Annotated in this window: 16 protein-coding genes; 7 read left to right on the plus strand and 9 right to left on the minus strand. The window is 47.3% G+C overall.

Annotated features, from left to right (window positions below):
* The first annotated feature begins 137 nt into the window (after nt 1–137).
* From JGK07_RS04330 to JGK07_RS04350, 5 genes are all read left to right on the plus strand, one after another.
* Nucleotides 138–1,586 carry a GTP-binding protein gene (locus tag JGK07_RS04330; protein WP_293180065.1) on the plus strand — a complete coding sequence of 483 codons (1,449 nt, stop codon included), beginning with the start codon at nt 138–140 and terminating at the stop codon, nt 1,584–1,586.
* A 132-nt stretch (nt 1,587–1,718) separates the two neighbouring features.
* Nucleotides 1,719–3,119: a 3' terminal RNA ribose 2'-O-methyltransferase Hen1 gene (locus JGK07_RS04335; RefSeq protein WP_293197023.1), complete on the plus strand. Its 1,401-nt coding sequence runs from the start codon at nt 1,719–1,721 to the stop codon at nt 3,117–3,119.
* Between the two features lie 59 nt (nt 3,120–3,178).
* On the plus strand, nt 3,179–3,439 hold the full coding sequence (locus JGK07_RS04340) for an AbrB/MazE/SpoVT family DNA-binding domain-containing protein (protein WP_293180071.1): 261 nt from the start codon (nt 3,179–3,181) through the stop codon (nt 3,437–3,439).
* Entirely contained in the window at nt 3,433–3,756 is a 324-nt protein-coding gene (locus tag JGK07_RS04345; protein ID WP_293180074.1) for a type II toxin-antitoxin system PemK/MazF family toxin, read from the plus strand. Before JGK07_RS04340 ends, JGK07_RS04345 begins: the two co-directional genes overlap by 7 nt.
* 12 nt (nt 3,757–3,768) lie before the next feature.
* Nucleotides 3,769–6,378: a polynucleotide kinase-phosphatase gene (locus tag JGK07_RS04350; RefSeq protein WP_293197022.1), complete on the plus strand. Its 2,610-nt coding sequence runs from the start codon at nt 3,769–3,771 to the stop codon at nt 6,376–6,378.
* 151 nt (nt 6,379–6,529) lie between these two features.
* Here JGK07_RS04350 and JGK07_RS04355 read toward each other — a convergent pair whose 3' ends face one another.
* Both JGK07_RS04355 and JGK07_RS04360 read right to left on the minus strand, forming a co-directional pair.
* Nucleotides 6,530–7,291 (minus strand): Uma2 family endonuclease, encoded by a 762-nt coding sequence (locus JGK07_RS04355; RefSeq protein WP_293180080.1) that lies wholly within the window; start codon nt 7,289–7,291, stop codon nt 6,530–6,532.
* 113 nt (nt 7,292–7,404) lie between these two features.
* Nucleotides 7,405–9,084 (minus strand): mechanosensitive ion channel, encoded by a 1,680-nt coding sequence (locus JGK07_RS04360; RefSeq protein ID WP_293190093.1) that lies wholly within the window; start codon nt 9,082–9,084, stop codon nt 7,405–7,407.
* 77 nt (nt 9,085–9,161) lie between these two features.
* Between JGK07_RS04360 and JGK07_RS04365 the strand changes: the two genes are divergently transcribed.
* The gene (locus JGK07_RS04365) at nt 9,162–9,626 is read left to right on the plus strand and encodes an SRPBCC family protein (RefSeq protein ID WP_293180086.1); all 465 of its coding nucleotides are present in this window, start codon (nt 9,162–9,164) and stop codon (nt 9,624–9,626) included.
* A gap of 162 nt (nt 9,627–9,788) precedes the next feature.
* Here JGK07_RS04365 and JGK07_RS04370 read toward each other — a convergent pair whose 3' ends face one another.
* Nucleotides 9,789–10,466, minus strand: a complete 678-nt coding sequence (locus tag JGK07_RS04370; protein WP_293180089.1) for an alpha/beta hydrolase — start codon at nt 10,464–10,466, stop codon at nt 9,789–9,791.
* 318 nt (nt 10,467–10,784) lie between these two features.
* Nucleotides 10,785–11,606, minus strand: a complete 822-nt coding sequence (locus tag JGK07_RS04375) for a SirB1 family protein (RefSeq protein WP_293180092.1) — start codon at nt 11,604–11,606, stop codon at nt 10,785–10,787.
* A gap of 489 nt (nt 11,607–12,095) precedes the next feature.
* On the opposite strand from JGK07_RS04375, the gene JGK07_RS04380 reads away from it, so the two are divergent.
* Entirely contained in the window at nt 12,096–13,316 is a 1,221-nt protein-coding gene (locus tag JGK07_RS04380; RefSeq protein WP_293241399.1) for a hypothetical protein, read from the plus strand.
* A 224-nt stretch (nt 13,317–13,540) separates the two neighbouring features.
* On the opposite strand, the gene JGK07_RS04385 is transcribed toward JGK07_RS04380, so the two are convergent.
* The 5 genes from JGK07_RS04385 to JGK07_RS04405 form a co-directional block, all read right to left on the minus strand.
* Nucleotides 13,541–15,031, minus strand: a complete 1,491-nt coding sequence (locus JGK07_RS04385) for a hypothetical protein (RefSeq protein WP_293241396.1) — start codon at nt 15,029–15,031, stop codon at nt 13,541–13,543.
* Nucleotides 15,032–15,174: 143 nt separating this feature from the next.
* Nucleotides 15,175–15,876 (minus strand): FHA domain-containing protein, encoded by a 702-nt coding sequence (locus tag JGK07_RS04390; protein WP_293180101.1) that lies wholly within the window; start codon nt 15,874–15,876, stop codon nt 15,175–15,177.
* A 345-nt stretch (nt 15,877–16,221) separates the two neighbouring features.
* Nucleotides 16,222–17,502, minus strand: coding sequence for a VWA domain-containing protein (locus JGK07_RS04395; RefSeq protein WP_293180104.1), 1,281 nt, complete (start codon nt 17,500–17,502; stop codon nt 16,222–16,224).
* Between the two features lie 561 nt (nt 17,503–18,063).
* On the minus strand, nt 18,064–19,038 hold the full coding sequence (locus JGK07_RS04400) for a protein phosphatase 2C domain-containing protein (protein WP_293241393.1): 975 nt from the start codon (nt 19,036–19,038) through the stop codon (nt 18,064–18,066).
* Nucleotides 19,039–19,276: 238 nt separating this feature from the next.
* Nucleotides 19,277–20,452 carry a tetratricopeptide repeat protein gene (locus JGK07_RS04405; RefSeq protein ID WP_293197016.1) on the minus strand — a complete coding sequence of 392 codons (1,176 nt, stop codon included), beginning with the start codon at nt 20,450–20,452 and terminating at the stop codon, nt 19,277–19,279.
* Nucleotides 20,453–20,508 lie beyond the last annotated feature (56 nt).

Raw genomic sequence — 20,508 nt, forward strand, 5'->3', positions numbered from 1 at the left:
CAGCATTGCTGTGTCCATACCCGGATTATAAACACGCCATTGCCCTACCCCTAATGTACAAAGCCCACAGAAAAAGCTAGAATAGCATCATATCGGTAGAAACTTTAAGTAAAGCAAAGCTATAACATCAGGTAACAATGACTGAAGTATCGGATTTTTCAAATGTCGATCGCGAATTAGACGACACAATATTAAGCTTCGCAGACATTCAAGCAGAACTAAACCTGCGCCGCGCCAAAGATGCTCTGCGAGATATAGTAGAAAATCTCGATTTGACAGCACAAGAGCGAACTGGACTGGAGCCGGAAATTGGCGGCTTGGAAACCATGCTCGACAAGCTAGAGCGCGCTTGCGTGCAAATCGCTGTGTTTGGGATGGTAGGAAGGGGAAAATCTTCGGTTTTGAACGCGCTTTTGGGTCAAAATGTGTTTGAAACGGGCCCGACTCACGGGGTGACTCGCACCACAACTATTGGCCAGTGGGATGTCGGAGATGGTGTTGATGATGATTTACCCGATAGACTTTCGCCGGTTATTTACCGTTTGTCGCAAGTAGAATTAATCGATACTCCGGGAATTGATGAAGTTGACGGCGAAACTCGCGAACTTTTAGCCCGTCGCGTCGCGCAACAAGCCGATTTGATTTTGTTTGTGGTGGCTGGCGATATTACAAAAGTAGAATACGCAGCACTTTCGCAGTTGCGGGAAGCCGGAAAACCGATGTTATTAGTGTTTAATAAAATTGACCAGTATCCCGATGCAGACAGGCTGGCAATTTATCATAAAATCCGGGACGATCGCGTGAGAGAATTGCTATCTCCCGATGAAATTGTGATGTCGGCGGCTTCACCTTTGACAGCGCAGGCGGTGCGCCGTCCCGACGGAAGTATGGGAGTAAAAATGACGCGCAGTTTACCACAAGTACAAGATTTAAAATTAAAAATTTTGGAGATTTTAGACAGAGAAGGTAAATCTTTGGTGGCGCTGAATACGATGCTCTGTGCGGGGGATATTAACGAGCAGTTGGTGCAGCGAAAAATGGAGATTCGCGATGATGCTGCTAACCGGATTATCTGGAATGGGGTAATGACTAAAGCTGTGGCGATCGCCCTGAATCCAATTACAATAGTTGATATTCTCAGCGGGGCGGTAATTGATGTGGTGATGATATTAACTCTATCTAAAGTTTACGGCATTCCGATGACCGAAGCGGGGGCGGTGGAATTGCTGCAAAAGATTGCGATTAGTATGGGGGGAATTACTGCGGGGGAATTGTTAGCGAATTTTGGCTTAAGTTCTTTGAAAGGATTGCTGGGTTTGGCGACGCCGGCGACGGGTGGTTTGGCTTTGGGGCCTTATGTTTCTGTGGCTGTGACTCAAGCTGCAATTGCTGGGGTTTCTTGCTACGGAATTGGTCAAGTTACTAAGGCTTATTTGGCTAATGGTGCTTCTTGGGGTGATGATGGGCCGAAGGCTGTGGTGAGTAAGATTTTGGCTTCTTTGGATGAGGATTCTATTTTAAATCGGATTAAGGATGAATTGCGCGCTAAGTTGAATTTGGGAAGTGTGGAAAAACAGCAATCTTAGTAGTCAGTAGTCATTAGTCAGTAGTCAGTAGTCATTAGTCATTAGTAAAAAGAAGTAATTATGAAATAACAAACACCAATTCCCAATGCCCGATGCCCGATGCCCGATGCCCGATGCCCAATTCCCAATATTATGTTATTAACTATCTCCACAACTCGCGTCCCTGCTACGGATTTAGGCTATTTGCTGCACAAACATCCCGATCGCCTTCAATGCTTCCCGATGACTTTCGGACAAGCCAGCGTGTTTTATCCTGAAGCAAATGCAGACAAGTGCACGGCAGCTTTGCTGTTAGATGTCGATCCGGTTGGTTTGGTGCGCGGTAAGACCAAATCGGGCGATCGCCCTTTAGAACAATACGTCAACGATCGCCCCTACGTAGCCTCATCCTTTCTCAGTGTCGCCCTCGCCCAGGTCTTCCGTACCGCCCTATCCGGGCGCTGCAAAGACCGTCCAGAACTCGCAGAAACTGCCATTCCGCTGACAGTTAAGCTGTCGGTTTTGCCCTGTCGCGGGGGCGAGAAGTTCCTGCGCCAAATGTTTGAGCCGCTGGGCTATCAAGTCGCAGCAAAACCGCTGATTCTTGACGAACAATTTCCCGAGTGGGGCGCGAGTCCTTACTTTGCTGTGGAACTGCAAAATACAGTGCGGTTGGCGGATTTGTTGAGTCATCTTTATGTACTAATTCCTGTCTTAGATGACGATAAACATTATTGGGTGGGCGATGATGAAATCGAGAAGTTATTGCGTCACGGCGAAGGTTGGTTGAACTCGCATCCCGCCCGCGAACAAATTGCCGATCGCTATTTGAAACGCCAGCGCCGTTTGACTCGCCTTGCTGTGGCACAATTAGCAGAAGAAGATAATCTTGACTGCGATGCAAGCGAAGTTTCTCGTGCTTTAGAAGAGGAAGTTTTAGAACAGCGAATTAGCCTCAACGAACAGCGTTTAGAAGCTGTGATGACTGTTTTAAAAGCCCGCGGTGCTCAGCGAGTGGTAGATTTGGGCTGCGGTGAGGGAAAACTGCTGCGATTGCTTTTAGCCGAAAGTGCGATCGCCCAAATTACCGGAGTCGATGTGTCTTTTCGGGCGTTGGAAATCGCTAAGGAACGATTGCAGGTCGATCGCTTTTCTCCCGCACAGCAATCTCGCTTACAATTGATCCAAAGTTCCCTGATTTATCGGGACAGCCGCTTGACTGATTTTGACGCAGCAGCGGTGATTGAGGTGATCGAACATCTCGATTTAGAACGGTTGGCTGCTTTTGAACGGGTTTTGTTTGAGTTTGTGCGGCCGAAATTTGCGATCGTCACAACTCCCAACGTTGAGTACAATGTTCGGTTTGAAAACTTGCCGGCGGGTAAATTTCGCCACCGCGATCACCGCTTTGAGTGGACGCGCGCAGAGTTTCAGACTTGGGCGAATGGGGTGGCTGAACGGTTTGGTTTTAGGGTGGAGTTTCGATCCGTTGGATCGGAGGATTTAGCACTTGGTTCGCCTACACAAATGGCAATATTTGCTTTGATAGAATAACTGCTACAGTTTTTTGTGCTTACAATGTAGTTAAACTTGGAAAAAGGCAGGCTTCAGCTATGAGCAAATCTATCCAAACCCAGATAATTAAAGTCGATCGGTCTCAAGGAATTCGCATTCCTAAATCTTTATTAGAGCAAATTGGTATTAGTGAAGCAGTAGAAATCGAAGTTCAGGGCGATCGAATCGTCATTCGTGCAGCTATAAAACCGCGTGCTGGTTGGGAAGAAGCGTTCGCAAAAATGGCCGAACAACATGATGATGTCCTGCTTGATGATGTCATAACTACTGAGTGGGAGGAGAATGAGTGGCAATGGTAGTCAAACGTTTTGATGTTTTTTTAGTTAATCTCGACCCCACTGTTGGCAGTGAAATTAAGAAAACAAGACCTTGTTTAGTGATTTCACCCGATGATATGAACAAGCGCATTTCCACTGTCATCATTGCTCCAATGACAACGAAGGGGCAAGCATATCCCAGCCGGATAGCTTGTAATTTTCAAGGCAAAGATGGACAAATTATCCTGGATCAAATTCGGACTGTTGACAAAAATCGATTAGTTCAATATCTCGGTAAAATCAGCGCTGACGAACAAAAAGCTGTTTTAGATATTCTGGCGCAGATGTTTGCTGAATAATATTATTAAACCATGAAAATTACAATTCCCGAACTATCTTTAGTCCTGCTCATCGGTGCATCGGGTTCCGGCAAATCTACCTTTGCGCGCCAGCATTTCCAACCGACAGAAATCATTTCATCCGATTACTGCCGCGGCCTGGTTTCCGACGACGAAAACAATCAAGCGGCTACCGCTGATGCTTTTGAAGTGCTGCATTTAATCGCTGCTAAACGTCTGGCTGCGGGTAAATTAACTGTGATTGATGCTACGAATGTGCAGCCAGAAAGTCGCAAACCGCTGTTAGAATTAGCCCGAAAATATCATTGCTTTTTAGTAGCAATTGTGCTGGATTTACCCGAAAAATTGTGTGCCGATCGCAATCAACAGCGTCCAAACCGCAATTTTGGCAGTCATGTCATTCGCCGCCACGTTCAAAATTTAAGACGATCGCTCCGAAATCTCGATCGCGAAGGCTTCCGCTACGTTCACATCCTCCGTTCCCCAGAAGACATCGCAGCAGCCCAAATCGAGAGACAACCGCTGTGGAACAACCGCAAACAGGACACAGGCCCCTTTGACATCATCGGTGACGTTCACGGATGCTGCGGCGAATTGTCACAATTGCTGCAACAGTTGGGCTATCAAATTGTCGAACCATCCAGCGCATCTGGCTTTTGGGATTATCCCACCTACGCCCATCCAGAAGGTCGTAAAGCCGTGTTTTTGGGCGATTTGGTCGATCGAGGCCCGCGCATTCTCGATACCCTCAAACTCGTCCGCAACATGGTAGCAGCATCAACCGCTTTGTGCGTCCCCGGAAATCACGACATCAAATTATTGCGAAAACTCAGCGGCAAAAATGTCAAAATCAACCACGGACTCGAACAAACCTTAGCAGAAATTGCAGATTTACCCGATGAATTGCGCGAATCAGCAGTTAGCGAAATTAGCCAATTTCTAGATAGTTTAATCGGACATTACGTCCTCGACGGCGGCAAATTAGTCGTCGCCCACGCCGGAATGAAAGCAGAACTTCAGGGACGCGCATCCGCCCGCGTTCGAGATTTCGCATTGTACGGAGAAACCACAGGCGAAATCGATGAATTCGGCTTACCAGTCCGCTACAATTGGGCCGCAGAATATCGAGGTCAAGCTGCTGTTGTTTACGGACATACCCCGATTCCCGAAACAGAATGGTTGAACAATACTGTTGATATTGACACAGGCTGCGTTTTCGGCGGCAAGCTAACAGCTTTGCGGTATCCTGAAAGAGAATTTGTCAGCGTTCCTGCTGCGATGATTTACTGCGAACCAGCCAAACCGATCGCATTTCCATCCATTGCAACTCCAGATAACAGTTTTCCCGCCACAAATCTCACCGCCCAACAGCAGTTTGATGACGTGCTGGATATTGCCGACGTGCTCGGAAAACGCATGATTTCAACCAGGCTGCAACGTAACATAACAATTCGCGCAGAAAATGCGATCGCAGCCCTAGAAGTAATGAGCAGATTTGCCGCCAATCCCAAATGGCTGATTTACTTACCGCCCACCATGTCTCCCGCTGCTACCTCCCAAGAACCCGGACTTTTAGAACATCCAGCCGAAGCCTTTAACTACTACCAACAGCAGGGCGTATCAACAGTTGTCTGCGAAGAAAAGCACATGGGTTCCCGTGCAGTTGTCATTGTTTGCCGCGATGAATCGGCGGCCAAACGGCGCTTTGGGATTCTCAACAATAGCATTGGCATTTGCTACACCCGTACTGGTCGCCATTTCTTCGATAATTCTACCTTAGAAATAGAGTTTTTAACGCGGGTAAATCGCGCTCTTTCTGCTAGCAATTTTTGGGATAAATTTAAAACCGATTGGGTGTGTTTGGACTGCGAATTAATGCCTTGGTCTGCCAAAGCTCAAGGTTTATTGCAAGAACAATATGCTGCCGTGGGAACCGCATCCCGTCACGGGTTTGCAGAGGCGATTCAGCAGCTAGAACAGGCGAAACAGCGGGGAGTTGAGGTTGATTCTGTGTTGGCTAGCTACCGGGAACGAGCCGATTTAGCCGATCGCTATGTCAATGCCTACCAGCGCTACTGCTGGCCCGTGAAATCCATCTCCGACCTCAAGTTAGCGCCTTTCCACATCTTGGCAACCGAGGGAAATGTTCACACCGATCAGAATCACTGCTGGCACATGGAACAGATAGCAGAAATCTGTAATTTTGACCTAGAATTGCTGTTAGCTACTCAATACAAAGTAGTTAGAATTGCCGATCTTGACAGTCAATTCGCAGGGATTCAATGGTGGGAAAAAATGACTGAGACTGGGGGCGAAGGGATGGTGGTTAAACCGATGGAATTTATTGTGAACAATAGCAAAGGACTCGTACAGCCTGCGATCAAATGTCGCGGTAAAGAGTATTTGCGAATTATTTACGGTCTGGAATATTCTTTGCCGGAGCATTTAGAAAAATTGCGATCGCGCGGGCTTTCTGGCAAGCGTTCTTTAGCTTTGCGAGAGTTTGCTCTCGGTGTAGAATCGTTGGAGAGATTTGTGGCTGGTGCTCCGTTGAGGCAAGTTCATGAGTGCGTTTTCGGAGTTTTAGCGATGGAGAGCGAACCTGTCGATCCGAGGCTGTAATCTGAAGGTTGGATGCGCTTAGGAATGAGAATGAAATAACTTATAATCTTTATTGTTCTTGTGGGATGGGCGTCCCGCCCGTCCAGAAAAGACGGGCGGGACGCCCATCCCACAAACTTGTGTAAATTATTTAATTTGCGATCCTTATTGCTCATTCATTTCCTACTACTAATCGCTCAACTTCCGATGTCGATAAATTCATCATTTGTGCAACTTGCTCTAAATTCATGCCTGAATGTAACAGTTGAGAAACGAGCGATCGCAAAGCTGATTCCGCCGCCATTTGTGCTTGTTCCGCCGCCAGCCGTGCTTGTTCTGATTGCTGGTAAGTCTTCAGAAACTCTCCCGTTTGAGGATTTCTAAACCTTAATTCTCCAGAAACTAAGTGCAATTCCAGTCCCAATACTTCGCTGTACAGCCACAGCGTATCGAAGGCGATATTATTGACAGGAATCGGATCGTACTGGTTGTTTACTAAACGCACTCCTTGCAATATCGGATTCAAATAATCCCCAGACGGATCGTACTGGAAGTATTCCCTGACTCCCAAACTTCGATATATTTCTGGTTTGGTTTCTTGGTCTACATCTTGAGTTGTTTCTGAGGTTATTTCTAAGACAAACTGCGGTGCTATCCCTGCTTCTTTCCAGATTTTATAGTTATCTCTCTGGCGTTTTCTGACTCCAAATACTACATAAATGTCGGGAGCAACTACTGCTGATTTGTTTCCTTCTTCGTAATACACGAAAGAATTTGCTGACACATAGACATCCGATCGCCCTTGAAAGTGCTGCTTCAGAGCTTCCACGCCGTAAGTCATGTAATCGCGCGTGATGTCACTTTCCGCCATCGGTTCTCCGTCGCTGCTGGGATATTCTATTTCTTCTTCGATTTGTTGAGTTAAAACTGTCACGGTTTAAGTCTCCTCAATTCTCGCTGATCTTATTTTAGCAGGTTCGATAAATTTAAGCATAAAAAAACGGCGTTTGTTAAGGACAAACGCCATTTTTTACCGATCAATTAGACTTACGAACGTGGCGTCTTATCTTGTTTAAATGACGCTAGCCATCCGCGAAGTTCGTCGGCCGCAATCTCGCGCCCGCCCAAACCAAAAGCTAGAGCAATCCCAACGGCGATCGCCCCGAGCAACAGCCCGAAAGCCAAATTCACAATATCGCTGCCAATGCCCATCTGTTGCAGCGCCAAGGCTCCAACAAAAGCAATCACCGCGATTCGAGCCGTTTGGCCCAACAGCCGCGCTTGGCGAGTTCCAGAGCTAGCAATCAAACTAAACGCCAGATTCGCCAAATACAAGCCGATCGCAAATACCACCAAACCAGAGAGCACCCTACCAGCAACCAGCACAATACCGCTAACAATCGCAGTCAGCGCTGGAATCTTCAGCACGTCGGTAGCCGCCACCACAGCAAACAGCATGATGCCTACCTGCACCACAATGCCGACAAATTGCGAAGGCGTGCGTGCCGCAACATCCGGTTCCTGAAGTACAGTTGCGTCGGGATCCGTCGAACTCGACGGCGGTAGTCGCAGCGGCTGTTTCGGCTGCATTCCCAACCAAGAAAAGACATTGTTAAAGCCAATTCCCGTCAAGATATTCGTCACCAAATCGCCGATCCAGCGCCCCAAAAAGTAAGCAACCGCGAGAATTATCGCTGCTGTAAAAATGTTAGGAAGCGCGCCCAGAATCGTATTGAGCATCGCGATCGCCGGCAAGGAAATCGCTTGGATGTCCAAAGCATTCAAAGCTGCGATCGCCGTAGGAATCAAAATCAACACATAGACAATTGTGCCGATAATCCACGACAGCGATTGTCCGCCCGAACTCCGGGAAATGCCAAACCGAGCGCCCAAACTGTCCGCGCCAGCAGCAGCCAGCAGATTCGTAACAATCCGCTGCACAACTTGAGCCAGCAGCCAGCCCACAAACCCAATCAGCACAGCTTCCAGAATCTTCGGAATTGCCGCCAAAATTTGGTTCAGCAAATTATTCACTGGCAGCAGAGCCTGCTGTAAATCCAGCGATTCGAGAACCAACGGCAAAAACAGCAGAAAAATGAACCAGTACAGCGCATTTGCCAGAGTATCGCTCAGCAGCAAAGGAGTCTCGGTGGGTGCAGTACCCACCTGCTGGTTCAAGCGCTCGTCTACGCCAAAAGTCCGCATCGCCCGCGACAAGGCTAATTTGGCAACTGTCGCCACCACCCAAGCAATCCCCAAGAAAATTAGGGCTTTAGCCAACTTCGGCAAAGCACCAGCAATTTGGTTGAGAAAAGTATTCAGCGGTTGCGAGACAGCCGTGAGATTCAGCCGGTTGAAAAAGGCAACTAGGAAAAAGATAAAAATGATCCAGAATACCGCACCGGAAATCCATTTTTCCACTTGCGGAGATCCTTCTCCTTCCGGGCGCCCGGTAATCCAAGCAGCCAGTCGGTTGTCGATCGTTGTTTTCTTGAGCAATCCGCCGACTAAAGATGAGACGAGGGCTGATACGATCAAGCCAATTAGCAGGATGCCGATCGCCCAGACGAGATTTTCAATGTCTTTGCCCGCAAATAGATTGTTTAATCCCCGCTCCGCTTCTGAGAGCGGATTCGGGGCTACCTGGGCCTGTGCCAAGATTCGATCGGACACAACCGCCATTGGGCCCGATATCGGTTGAGTTATTTCTTGCCAAGTTTCATTCATTGTTTTTTCAGGTTAAGGTCAGATTTGACAAGGAAAATAAGAAACTGTAAGAATACGCTTCTAGCTTGCAGGTTCTCATGTCAATTCGTCAAGTTTTCGAGCAATCCATTGAAATTCGCGCTGCTGCTACGTTGGTGGAGCGCTGTATAGTCGATCGCACTTTAATGCACAAATGGCTCAATCCGCTGCTGCGTTGCGATCCAGAGGGCGAATGGGATACTGCTGTAGGAAGTCGCAGTTTATTTATCATAAAAATTCCCGTTTTGCAACCCACTTTAGAGAGTGTTGTGTTGGAGCGACAACCCGGTTTAATTGTATGGGGGTTCGACGGATATTTCAAAGGATGCGATCGCTGGGAATGCCAGCCCCAAATCCAAGGGACTCTCTTGATTAACCGCTTTGAATTTCAAATTCCCAATCCTTTAATTAGATTTGGATTCAATCGCTTTGCAGCCCCTTGGACGCAAAAAGATATGAAAAGCCAACTGCGCCGGCTCAAACGGGTAGCCGAGCAATTATCTCAAGAAATTGGCAAGGTGTAATGGGGAATTGGTAATTGGGTAATGGGTCATCGGTAATGGCTGAAAAGTAAGAGATAATAGGAAAAGAAAGCACCAATTCCCTATGCCCTATGCCCTATGCCCTATGCCCTATGCCCCATTCCCCATTCCCCATTCCCCATTCCCAATCCAGAGCAAAATGATTTACTTCCCAGCCCCCGATGATGAGTTGGGCTGACAAATCATTTGTCTTGCTTGACCAGCCGTACTTTGCAAACCCGGGGAATTCTGATACATAGCTTGCAAATCTTGGATATCTTTAATCACTCGCTGGTAGATAGCCATAGCTTGATTGCCATCAACTTCTAAAGCCGGAGGAGTGTAATTTTGCATCACTTCCATCAGGGATAGTTTGCCATCTTTGGAAGCTGCAACCAAAGCATCGCGCAGTGCCGGCGCGCTTTGTGCCTTTGTAGCCGGGGTATAAGCAACCTCACCCAATTGCTTGAAAACAATTTCCCCAAAATAAGTATTTGCCAGCCGCGAAACCATTTGGGGATCTAAAGCCACTTCTCGCGTTAATATTTCGCGCACCGATTCGGGAGTTTGTTTCGCAAGACTCAAAACACTTTGCAGTTGAGATGATGGTTTGCCGGTTTGTGCAAAGCTTTGCAAATCGCTCATTGGTAAAGTTACGTCAACAGCACCGTATTTTACGGTAACTTTGTCTAATGCAAAGGCTTTGCTACTGCTCAGCAATACTGTACTTGTTCCCACCAAAAGCGCCAAACCTAATGATAAAGACTTTGAGATTCTTTTGGCTAAATGGGCTGACTGCGGTTGCATTCCGTTAAGATAACCTTGTTGAAACTTAAAGTTCATGAGTTTATGCCTCTTTACGTCAAAATACTTTTTCGTTCGATCGAATGCCCAGGTATCAGTCGGGAAAGTGGATTCAGAAGTTCCGTAAATGACCTAGGTATTATACAGTCATGTCAAGCCAATTGAACCTATCAAAAGATAGGTGTTAATTCATAATTTATATGTTATACTCCGATTTTTGACAATTTTATATACCTTTGCAAAACTTATAAAAGCGAGATTTGGCGATCGCCCTGTAACTATATAGATTGTCGGTTTCACCTGTGATGTTGTGCGAGCCAATAGCTGCAACCTTGACTAGCGATCGCAAATTTAAGTTTAGTTTTGGTCGAGCCTTTCGAGCAATAGGCGAATTCTAGCAGCATCCTCAGCATTCGGAGCATTGGTAATGTATAGTTCCAAATCGTGCCGCGCCTCGGCCAAGCGCCCCAGTTGATAATAGAGAATTCCGCGATCGCGCCTTTCCAAGAGTGCATCAGGAAACAGCAGCAAAAGCCGATCGATCGCCGCCAGAAACCTCATAGCATCACCCTGTTGGAAGTAAATCGCCTTCAGATTTCCCAGCATTCGCCCCAATAACTGCCGCGGACTTACCGGCGCGAGAAAAGCCGGCTGCAACTCCATAGGTTGACCGTAAATTTGAGAAAGCCTCCCTTGACAATCTTCAGGAAATAGTATCTCGCCACCATTAAACGCATCCACAAAAATCCCAGCATCCTCAAAATCCGGCCTAATCAAAAAATGTCCCGGCATCCCAATCCCCACCATCGGAAAATCAATCCGCTTAGCAACCTCCAAATAAACCAAAGATAAAGAGATGGGAATCCCAGTGCGGCGATCGATCACTTGATTCAAAAAGCTATTGCGGGGGTCGTAATAATCAGCATTATTGCCGGAGAATTCCAAATCGTCATACAAATAGCGGTTAATAGTTTGAATGATCCGCAGCGGATAATTCTGTGGCGGGAGGCGCAAACGCACTCGATCGGCGATCGTGTCAAGTGCGTTGAGATAATCCAGAGGCTCAAAATTCGGGTATTCTTCCAAAGCCATGTACAGCGCAGCTTTCGCCAGATCGATCGCAGCCTCTGGCTGATTAATTTCTTGATAAAAGAGTTGTCGGGCGATCGTCAAATCCATATTTATAATTGATTAATTTTTTAATAAACATCGTGCGAGATTGCCTCTGGCGTATTTAAATTGTATATCCTGATTGAGAGGTAGAGAGTCCGATGGGGATCGGGGGATAGAATTCTCCATCGTCATCGAAATATACAATTTAAATGCTGCAACAGCTTAGACATCCTGTAAATAACCTATGAATGGCAGAGTGCGAGTTCGATCTGGAGCATCTCAGTTTTACATTATTATTATTATAGTCCTGTCCCCGCTCGCATATTGTACAATACGTGAGCGGGGACAGCACTCAAAGAAAAAATGCTTTTTACAAAACCCAGATGCACCCAAATGCGAGTTCGAGCGAAGATGGCAGAGACTCCTATTTTACCTGGAAATTCAGCTTCGGGAATACACCCGGACTCATCTAGATAGAGACAATACTTTAATTTAGATTTTAAATTGATAAAATGGTAATCTACTGCACAAATATAGATAATCGAAATTGCAACCGTGAATGTAGAACAAATCGATCGCCTGCTAGCTCAGTGGAAACAGAATCTCGATCGCATCAGTCAAAATCTGATTGATTTGCATGGATTGCCAACTTATCAACAACTCACTGCAATGCCATCTGACGTTGAGTTAACTGGCAAAACAAAAGCAAAGGTTGTTCCCGCACTCAGTGCGATGAATGACCTCTTTCAGAATTTTGATTTGTTAGTTAAAACGATCGATCGGGCTGTGATGCTCCGCAAGCAAGTTCCTAAGTTTTTGATTTCCAGTGCAGAATCTCAACTGCGTGAAATTGAATATCTTTTAACGGGAAATTCGATTCAACTTGGCGAACAACAAATTCCTCTAGCACAGCGAGACTTACTAAGTGCAGCCCAAACCCAAAATGCAATTGCACCTGCGAAATTACTGGAGGTGATGACTGCTGCTTTTCAAGTCGCGAAAGATGTGGTTGTCGCAGTGGAGACGGCACGATCGCATTTAGCAGCACAACTGACGCGAGCCCAAACTGAAATGCGATCGATCCAAACTTTAGCTGACTCTCTCGGTATTCGGAGGAGTAATGAACTAGCAGTTGCTCAGCAAAATTTGCTCGATTTTGGCGATCGCATTATCTGCGATCCGTTAGGTGTCAGCGATGAGTTCGAGCGAGAAATTGAACCAATTATCATTCGATCGAGACAGTATTTAGAGGAAATAGCTCGGCAAAAAGCATCGGTTAAACAAGAATTATCTCAAGCGCATCAACTTCTGCAAAACTTAATTCATTTAAATCAGCAACATCAAACTATTTTTGCAGAGTATCAGGAAAAAATAACAGAAGCTGCAACGCGATCGCAGCCTTTAGCGGACGAACAAATTGAAGCTTTAAATCAGTGGCTCGCTCGACTAAAAATTAAGTTCAAAGAAGGCATATTTCAACCAGTTAAGATTGGTTTACAGAATTGGCGAGTCAGAACGCAAGAGTATTTATCCGCTCAACAACAAGCCTATACAGACAATCAAACTGCGCTAGAAATGCGTCAAGAATTGCGAGGACGACTCCAAGCACTGCAAGCTAAAGCATTAGCCAAAGGGATGGCAGAAAACGAACAATTGAGTCAAATTGCCCAACAAGCCAAGCAATTGTTATATACTCGACCTACTCCGTTAGGGCAAGCAATCCAGCTTGTCAGTGAGTATGAAAAGTTATTGAATCGTTCTTTTAAGTCGATATAAATGACATCTTGCAGCATTATCAATAATCCTGTAGGGGCTGGTTCGCCAACAGCCTAAAAGGTAGCAGACAGGTTAAATAAACCAGCCCCCACCCCACTGACATCTTGCAGCATTATCAATAATCCTGTAGGGGCTGGTTCGCCAACAGCCTAAAAGGTAGCAGACAGGTTAAATAAACCCGCCCCCCACCCCACGAAAAAGCCCCAATTGACTTCTTTGGAGAATCATGAATATTCCTTCAAACGCAGATTGAGTCCAAAAAAGGTTAAAATAGCGATCGCACTAATTAACGCAAGACTCCACATCTCAACTTGGTAGGTATTTTTAAACGATCGATCGAGCATAGCCCCCTGCAAAATATCATCACTTGATTGCTGGGATTTATCGGGCACATAACCTACACTTTTAAATCCCCGATCGAGATTCTCTGTAAACGCGGTTAAATTAATGTCTGTTACATCATTGTGTTTTTTAAGGAATTGAGTGAACGCCCAATTAGATTGCCCTTGTTTATTTCCCGTACATAGTGCGATCGCTTCAGCTCTTTTGTCGCTATTTACCAGCGAGCGAATTTGTTTGTCAATGTTAACATAAACCCCAAATGCCGATAACATTTCCACCGCCGCGTCTCGCTCTCCACCAAAAGTAATATTGGCAAATTCTTCGGCGAATAATCCACTAAAACCCGCGACACCCTGGACGTTGGATGGCTTGAATTCCTTAGCGACAGACTCAAAATCCAGCAGATTGGCGGGGATGACGGCAATTTTCGCCATTTTCTCAACAAATTTGCGTTCGTGTTGAGCCGCAAATTCTCGATCGAGCAAATAGCGGCTTTCATCGGCATTAGCACTGTAGGCAAGAGCGCGAGCCTGTCGCAACGGCAAAAGCGAGTTAAAGGCATCCTCCTTAGCGACTTTCAGATGATAGGAAGCCGCATTTAGTGCATTGGTGATATAAAAGAATAAGACGATCGCACATAGGGTAGCTCCCAACAAATAGGGATTGAGATTGCGGCGCATTCGGTGGTAGAGAAACAGTTGTAATAGTCCCAACATGACAAGTGGCAAGAGGTTGCCAATAACTGCGAGGAACAAGAGGTTAGCCGATCGCGCTTTTTGTGAGATATAAGCTCGATCCAGACTCTCTAAGTTAACATTTTGCAATTGTTCGGCAGCAGGTAGTAAAATTGAGTCCAAAATGTTTGCTGCTTTGCGATACGCCTCCAAAAGCGATCGCGAATCCCCCCGTTCGTTCGCCAATCGCGCCCGTTCGATTTGCGTCATGTAGTCCCCCAACGATAGGATCAGCGTGCGAATCTGTTGGCGTTCTGCATCCCCCTCCGTAATGTTCTCCGCCGCTAATGCCAGGAGTTTAGACAGTTTTTCTTGCCGTCCCCGATAATCTTTAGCGGCTTGAGGATTCTCGCCCGGTTTGACGAGCAATTCGTTAGCAGCATTGGCATCCAAATCGGCGAGGCTATCTTTAATTCGCTGGGCAGTTAAGACGCTGGGTGCGGTATTTTTGCCGATGGTTTCGATCGCATCGCGCTGCATTTTCACTGCTTCATTGGCAGTCCCCAAGGCTAAAAGGCTGACTCCCCACACCAGGTACAATCCCCATCGCAGAATCTGAGGGGTGGTGAATTTTGTCTTCCAATTTGCGATCGAACTGGGCTTTTTTCTTGAAGCAGAATTGGTGGTAACTTGGCTCATAAATTTGGTAATGGGTAATTGGTTAAAAGATGCGGACTTAAGTCCGCACTACGAACTGTTTTTGTTATTGTGGTAATCTATCGGACATGATATAATTTGTCATTGGTGGGGGAGTTTTTATCAATTACCGATTTGCCTGCTAGTTAAGACTGGGTAATATTAACAATCATCTTTGTCCAATGTCCCAACGTAATTTCATCCCCATCTTTCAGACTAATATCTGTCATCGGCACAAGTTCAACCCCATTGAGAAACGTACCGTTGGTGGAACCGATATCGCGCAGGATTAATGCCCCATCTGGTTGGCGGTGAATGACGGCGTGGCGGTGGGAAATGGCATCGTCCAAATCGAGGGCGAGATCTGGATAAATGGCGCGGACATCGCTAGTGCGTCCGATGAGGGTACTGGGTTTTTCCATAGGGAAAGTCATGGGGGTAAACGCGGGCGGTTCCGGGCTACCTTCACAGCGCAAAGTGCGATCGACTGTGATGAGAAGTTCGGGAGTTCCTGTCGTTGTGGGTGAGGTAGATGTCGGGGAAACATGGGTTGCGCCCGCATCTATAGTACCCGCATCCAAAACAGAAGATGCGATTCCTGATGCCTTGGGAATCGGAATTTCTCCACTCGCACCGGTGACGAAGTTATAGCCACAAATTTCGCAGAAGTTGCCGCTATCTTCCTCGTGTGGAGTCGCGCAATCGGGACAGTTAATGGTAGCTGTGGCAACTCGAACGGGCGGACTTTTGGCTTCGACAGCCGCACCTCCATTAATCTTCGCGCCGCATTCCGAACAATAATCGGATTCGATCGATTCGTGACCTTTTGGACACTGATAGACTGACATAATTATCTATACGATTTTGGATTTTGGATTTTGGATTGCCGATTGTGGATTCTAGATTTGGGATTGTATAGCAACCGCCACATAGGTTAGGACATAAATCAATACGATTGCGATCGGAGATTGTCACAGGGAAAACTCATGAAACATAGACACTGCGTTGGCGAAGCCTGCCCGAAGGGCTTATGCTTCGTTCCTCTCTTCGGACAATCTTAACTGAACCGTATCGGGACATAAATAATGTCATAAATAGATCCTAATACCCTTGAGCAGAAACGGTTAGATGCTCGTACTATGTAACTGTCAACTGTCAACTGTCAACTGTCAACTGCTATAGATTTGGGATGGCTAATTTCTCGAAATTCGTGCTGTTTTGGTCGATCGAGTTTCCAATGCCATTTCATCTTCCTTCGCCACATTCCGCTTCAAACGAACTGTTCCCGTGGGTGCATCTTCCACCTCCACCACCTGGCGCAGCAGTTTCGCCGTTCCCTCATTTCCGGAGTCATGGGCGAGTTTGACAGCCCTTCCCAGCTTAGCCGTCGCCACTTCTACATCACCTTTATCGCGGGCTTCAAGTCCTTCCTGAATGGTTTGCGCGAGTTCTGCTTGTCCGGTGTAGTGCGCCACTCGCCGATCGATTTTCGTAGATTTCTGTTCGTCATCCGTCCACACCGCTAGAATCCGCGCCTCGGTAATTTTCGTTTCCACCCCATCAGCGGTGTAAATTAAACTCGCCCTTCCCGCCAGCATCTCATCTCCCACATTACCGGGATTCACCTCAATGCAGAAGTGGTAATCGCGCGATTCTGCCGTTCCCCAAGCCCCTGTCGGATAGTCGCAAACTTGCGGTTTAATAGATTGGGCGCGATCGGTCAAATCGACAATTTCGGGACTAACTTGCTTGCAAAATCGCACCTTTGCCCCTTGGGGAGTCCACAAACGCAAGGCGACATCACTCACCGTTTTAGTCATTGCTTGGGCGAGAATGGTTTGGAAATCCGCTTCTATTTGCACCGCGTTGGCGATGATATCGGTGGTTCCGAGTAGCCTGTTGGCAATGAACTGAAGCTGTTTGACGCGCCAGTCGGTTCCCACGCCCCGACAATCGCACTGAAATACACCTTCGCACGCTTGCAGCACCTTTTCTAGGCGTTTTTGGTCGGAATCATCGTTCTGCCCGTCGGTAAGCAATAGGGCTTGTCTGACGGCATTGGGCATCTCTTTGAACTGCGTTAGTGAAGCTTCCAGCCATTGAGACATTAATGTACCGCCACTGGCTTGGACTTCTTTAATTTGGGAAATGGCTTGGGATTTGTTTTCTACTGTGGCTAGGGCAGTGGGAAAAATTACCTGGGCGCGAGTGGAACCTACCACGATAAAAAAGGAGGTATCCGCCGGAATTAACTGCACGAGTTTAATCATCGCATTTTTGGCGGCGTGGATTTTTGCGCCCTGCATCGAACCGGAAATATCGCAGATAATCCCGAAGAGTTTGCCTCCTGTTTGAGGTGCGATGCCAATATTTTCGTCCCCACGGACGGTGACGGTCATAATGGCATTGACTTCTCTGGAACCTTGATGAAGGTAGGGATTTTGGAAGACTTCGGCTTGGAATTGGGTAGACATTGTTTTTGAGTTTTTTGAATGAATTTTGAGTAAATGCGATCGATGCTTTTTTCAGTAAAAATGATGCTAATTTACAGATTGAGAAAAGAGATTAGAGTGTAGGTTGAGTAGAACTGAGATCTTGCAGTATTATCAATTATCCTGTAAGGGCCCGTGAGCCCACTATCTATAATGAACATCGACAATTTACAAAAACTCGCCCTCACCTAACGACAGAAATTCGTGAAGCGCAGCTATCCCGTAGGGAATCGCACAATCTCAGAAACCGGGTTTCTTTTTATATGCTTCGTACTCAGCAGACCTTATTCGCAGAAACCCGGTTTCTCGCCAGCCAGCGATAGAATTGCGATCGCACATTCCCCAATTATATCAAAGAGCGCGATCGTGAATCTCTCGTTGGGTGGGGGCAGGTTTATTAAGATTGTTGGTACTCATTAGATATGGTTGGCGAACCTGCCCCTACAGGTTAATGGAGAACGTTGCAATATCTTATTTACATCCGTTACATTCCGTACACAGCTTCATTGCCAAACTTCCTTCTTCCTTCTTATAATATTATCCTCAAACGACTAACAGAGTGACAGTAATGTTATCTCGACCGCCACAAGAGCGAGCAAATTCTACGAGATGGCGCCCCATGCCGATCGCATCTTCTGAAGCATTGCCCTTGACAAGATCGGCGAGTTGTGGGGCGTCGGGTGCATAATTCCACAATCCATCCGTACAAAGTAACAAATATCCAGAACCGGGAATCGGAAACTGCACGATCGAAGGAACAGCATCCTCTTTAGCATCCACACCCAGCCAGCGCGTAATGGCATGAGCTTTATCGGACTTGCTAGCTTCGGCTGCGCTCATTTGTCCCGATGTAACTATTTCGTTCAACCAAGAATCATCTCGCGTCAGCAGTTGGGAGTTTTCCCGATCGATCCAGTAGGCGCGACTATCTCCCAACCAAGCAATTGTCGCGATCGAATTTTGTACTACCGCCGCAACAATCGTCGTCGAAGGTGCATCTTGATTCAAACTCCTATGAGGAATAACACAGACTTCATTGAGTGCGGCAGCGATTCCGTGTTGGAGAGCTGTTTCTGGGGAAAGATGTTTTTCTAGAGCAGTGACAATGCCATCTCTGGCACCTTCTGCCGCTGCTTTCGATGCCAATTCGGGAAACTGAGAACTCGACACCCCATCGCAGGCGATCGCAATATAAGTGTTACTGCTTTCTATTACCGCACAAGCGAAGTAATCTTCATTGCGTTCGTGTCTCAATCCCCGATCGCTCACTCCCGCGAAATTAGGCTGAAGATTCACTTCCATGCGATCGGTTTCTCGGACTTGCCGGTGTTCATTCTTGAACCCGCAAACCGAACAGTATCCATCGGCATCGATCGCCTCGGGTGCCGCGCCGCATTTATTGCATAGTTTTGTAGAAGTTTCAGTAACATTGACGGGTGAATTGACCAGTGGCGTACCGCATTCTTCGCAAAAGCGATCGTCTATTTGAACTAAAGCTTCACAGTTGGGACATTGCATAGTTTGGGTCTTAAAAAAGCATGAGTAATATCGCTTCCTGCTGGATCGGAATGATTTAACCGCAGAGGGCGCAGAGAACACAGAGAGAGACAAGAGAGATGAATAATTCTGATGTTACCGGATTTGATATAACAAGAAAATATGGCGGTTCAAAACGCGGCTACAGGAGTAAAATCGGCCTGTGCAGGTTGAAAATTCCTGAGTCCGCGTAGGCGTGAATTCCATTCGCTTTCCTCTCCTACAACCATGTTCTCGGACGCACGCGATTCGCCTCATCAACCAAACGAATCTTTTCCGCTCCCGTGGATAAATGTGCCATGGCGCGCAAGGCTTTTTCTAACCCTTTTCTGAGCTCAACTTCTTGCAGTTGATGCCCCAAAAGGACGATCGCCGATGGCTGAATCGCTTTTGAAGCGATCGATCCTAGCGCCGTTTCTAAAAGCTGTTTCGTCAAGCGATGCCGCTCCATGCCTTCGAGCGTTAAGGCTTCGAGCGTCGTGGCTGCTAGGCTCAACTCCTTGGCTCCTGGTGCGGTATGTTTTCGATCGATCAGCATCCGTGCCGTTTCCACCCGCGATCGCACCGACAAATTCGAGGTTGGCGGCACTCGTCGCAACGCCTCCACCGCCGCCTGACGATCGCCTGTAGCACTCAAACACCTGGCCAAGCCAAACGTCGCGCTGACGTAACTGGGGTCAGTCCGACACACGCGATCGTAGAGCTTAATTGCCTGCTTGCGATCGCCTGCCAATTCCGCCGCCAGCGCCAATGCTAGTTGAGGAGACAGTTCCCCCGGCAATTCCGAGTAAACGCGATCGAACTGTTCCTGTGCGGGTTTTGCCTGACCCCGCGCCAGCAGCAACCTACCGCGATACCAACGCACGCGCCAATCCCAAGCATCGAGTTGTTCGGCTTGCGTTAGTGCCGTTTCGGCGGCTGGATAGTGGCGAATCTCGATCGCACTGTCAGCCAGTCGGAGTAAAGCTTCGCGAGAGTTGGGATACTGCTGCACCACCTGCTCCAAATTCACCTGACGTTGTATGGGATCGGCGATCGCTTGGGCATTCAATACCGCGTTAAAAGCTGGATCGTTGCTATCGATCGTCGGTACGGGCAACTGTCGGAAGTCCGCGCCAATCGGTTCCAAGTCTGAAGATGCCGTCAGCGCGAGCATATCCGAGCCGAACAGGGTACTGGCAGCCGGATGCGGCGTATTTGTTTCCAGTGCTACCACTTCCCGCAACACTCCCAACAATCGATCGGCCATTTCCTCCGCCGACTGGAAGCGATCGTCAGCGTTGTACGCCGTGGCTTTGAGCAAGAAGCGATAGAGGGATTCTTGGTGGGCGAATAGGGGTTCTTCTTGCGGACTGGGTTTGAAACTGTAACTTAATTTATGGACAAAGCTACCCATCCTTGACTATTTGGGTAGCTTTGTCCGCAACTCGGGCGATCGCACGAGACTATTTG

It is taken from the genome of Microcoleus sp. PH2017_24_DOB_U_A (genome assembly GCF_020738205.1).
Classification (GTDB): Bacteria; Cyanobacteriota; Cyanobacteriia; order Cyanobacteriales; family Microcoleaceae; genus Microcoleus.

Excerpts from the sequence above, each read along its gene's own strand:
- JGK07_RS04330 (WP_293180065.1), top strand. The coding sequence starts at position 138 with ATGACTGAAGTATCGGATTTTTCAAATGTCGATCGCGAATTAGACGAC.
- JGK07_RS04335 (WP_293197023.1), top strand. The coding sequence starts at position 1,719 with ATGTTATTAACTATCTCCACAACTCGCGTCCCTGCTACGGATTTAGGC.
- JGK07_RS04340 (WP_293180071.1), top strand. The coding sequence starts at position 3,179 with ATGAGCAAATCTATCCAAACCCAGATAATTAAAGTCGATCGGTCTCAA.
- JGK07_RS04345 (WP_293180074.1), top strand. The coding sequence starts at position 3,433 with ATGGTAGTCAAACGTTTTGATGTTTTTTTAGTTAATCTCGACCCCACT.
- JGK07_RS04350 (WP_293197022.1), top strand. The coding sequence starts at position 3,769 with ATGAAAATTACAATTCCCGAACTATCTTTAGTCCTGCTCATCGGTGCA.
- JGK07_RS04360 (WP_293190093.1), bottom strand. The coding sequence starts at position 9,084 with ATGAATGAAACTTGGCAAGAAATAACTCAACCGATATCGGGCCCAATG.
- JGK07_RS04365 (WP_293180086.1), top strand. The coding sequence starts at position 9,162 with ATGTCAATTCGTCAAGTTTTCGAGCAATCCATTGAAATTCGCGCTGCT.
- JGK07_RS04370 (WP_293180089.1), bottom strand. The coding sequence starts at position 10,466 with ATGAACTTTAAGTTTCAACAAGGTTATCTTAACGGAATGCAACCGCAG.
- JGK07_RS04375 (WP_293180092.1), bottom strand. The coding sequence starts at position 11,606 with ATGGATTTGACGATCGCCCGACAACTCTTTTATCAAGAAATTAATCAG.
- JGK07_RS04385 (WP_293241396.1), bottom strand. The coding sequence starts at position 15,031 with ATGAGCCAAGTTACCACCAATTCTGCTTCAAGAAAAAAGCCCAGTTCG.
- JGK07_RS04390 (WP_293180101.1), bottom strand. The coding sequence starts at position 15,876 with ATGTCAGTCTATCAGTGTCCAAAAGGTCACGAATCGATCGAATCCGAT.
- JGK07_RS04395 (WP_293180104.1), bottom strand. The coding sequence starts at position 17,502 with ATGTCTACCCAATTCCAAGCCGAAGTCTTCCAAAATCCCTACCTTCAT.
- JGK07_RS04400 (WP_293241393.1), bottom strand. The coding sequence starts at position 19,038 with ATGCAATGTCCCAACTGTGAAGCTTTAGTTCAAATAGACGATCGCTTT.
- JGK07_RS04405 (WP_293197016.1), bottom strand. The coding sequence starts at position 20,452 with ATGGGTAGCTTTGTCCATAAATTAAGTTACAGTTTCAAACCCAGTCCG.